We start from the raw sequence: 1,237 nt of genomic DNA, 5'->3' as shown, positions 1-1,237 counted from the left end.
CAGGGCTTTCTTATAAAAACGGCAAGGAGCAGTTAGCCATACCTTTGTGGTTCTCTAGACTACAAAACCATGACTGTCGCTCCCTGCTTGGCTAAACCTACAACATTTTTCCAACTTCTTGACCAAACACCCGGCCTGGATGGCCGGGACAATCGAGGCAAGAAACACTCTATCGCACTGGTTCTTACAGGCTTAACGCTGGCTTTGTGCTGCGGACGAGATGGTAAACTATCCAGTTTACATCGGCATATGGTCAATCATAGTCAGCCCCTTTGCCAAGCCACCAATATGACTCACCACAAAGCCATCTCGCGCGCTCAGTTACCCCTACTATTAGCCAAAGTCAACGGTGTACTCTTTGCCCAGTTACTTTTTGGCTGGTTTGGCCTAATTCTGGATGCTGACTCAAAACGTTGGTTTGCTTTAGACGGTAAGGAGTTACGGGGTAGCATACAACCCGGCCATACCCGAGGTGAAGCCTGTGTGTCGGTGTTGACTCATGATTCCGAAGCGATTGTTGGGCAGGCTTACTATTCGGGGTCTAAAGAGAGTGAGAAGCCTGTTGTGCGGCAACTCCTCAATGACAAGGGCTTATACAATCAGAAAATAACGCTCGATGCTCTTCACCTTAACCCTCTGACGGTCAATGCCATTGAAGGGGCAGGAGGTATCTATATTGTGGGAATAAAAGCCAATCAGGCCCTGTTATATCGCTATTGTATTTGCCGAAGTGTTCTCATCCAAGCCACTTTTGAGCGAACCGATGCGGTTAAGCGCGGGCATGGTCGCCTGGAGCAACGTAGCTATCAGTGCTTTAGCTTGCACCCGACGTCATTAGCTCCCCGATGGCATGCCGCTGGCTTGGCTACGTTGATTCGTGTAGTACGAAATCGACAAGGGTTAAGCGGGGGTGCGCCAAGCCAGGAGGTGAATTATTTTGTCAGTAACAGCCAGCCTACTACTCAGCCAGAAGCAGATGAGCTTTTTGACGCGCTACGGCATCACTGGCGGATAGAGGTGATGCATCATCGGCGCGACGTCACCTTGGCCGAAGATAGGTTGCGAACAGAAAGTCAAGCGGTTAGTCGGTTAATGAGCAGTCTACGAACTATGGTTATCAACTTGTTAGGGCGAAAAAAGCCCAAAAATATGGTTGCTCAACTAGAAGACTTTGCCGACAAATTCCTAACATTGATTCAGTTCATGAATCAAGAACTGGTTTTATAAGAAAGCCCTG

Annotated in this window: 1 protein-coding gene; it reads left to right on the top strand. The window is 48.7% G+C overall.

Features of this window, described 5'->3' with window-relative positions; genetic code table 11:
• Positions 1-69 precede the first annotated feature (69 nt).
• Complete coding sequence (locus tag GJR95_RS41375) at positions 70-1,227, top strand: ISAs1 family transposase (protein WP_162391455.1); 1,158 nt, start codon at positions 70-72, stop codon at positions 1,225-1,227.
• The last annotated feature ends 10 nt before the right edge of the window (positions 1,228-1,237 follow it).

Origin of the sequence: Spirosoma endbachense (genome assembly GCF_010233585.1) — a bacterium.
GTDB classification, from domain to species: Bacteria; Bacteroidota; Bacteroidia; order Cytophagales; family Spirosomataceae; genus Spirosoma; species Spirosoma endbachense.
The sequence above is the reverse complement of the archived record's forward strand: the minus strand, read 5'-3'. Positions and strand labels throughout refer to the sequence as shown.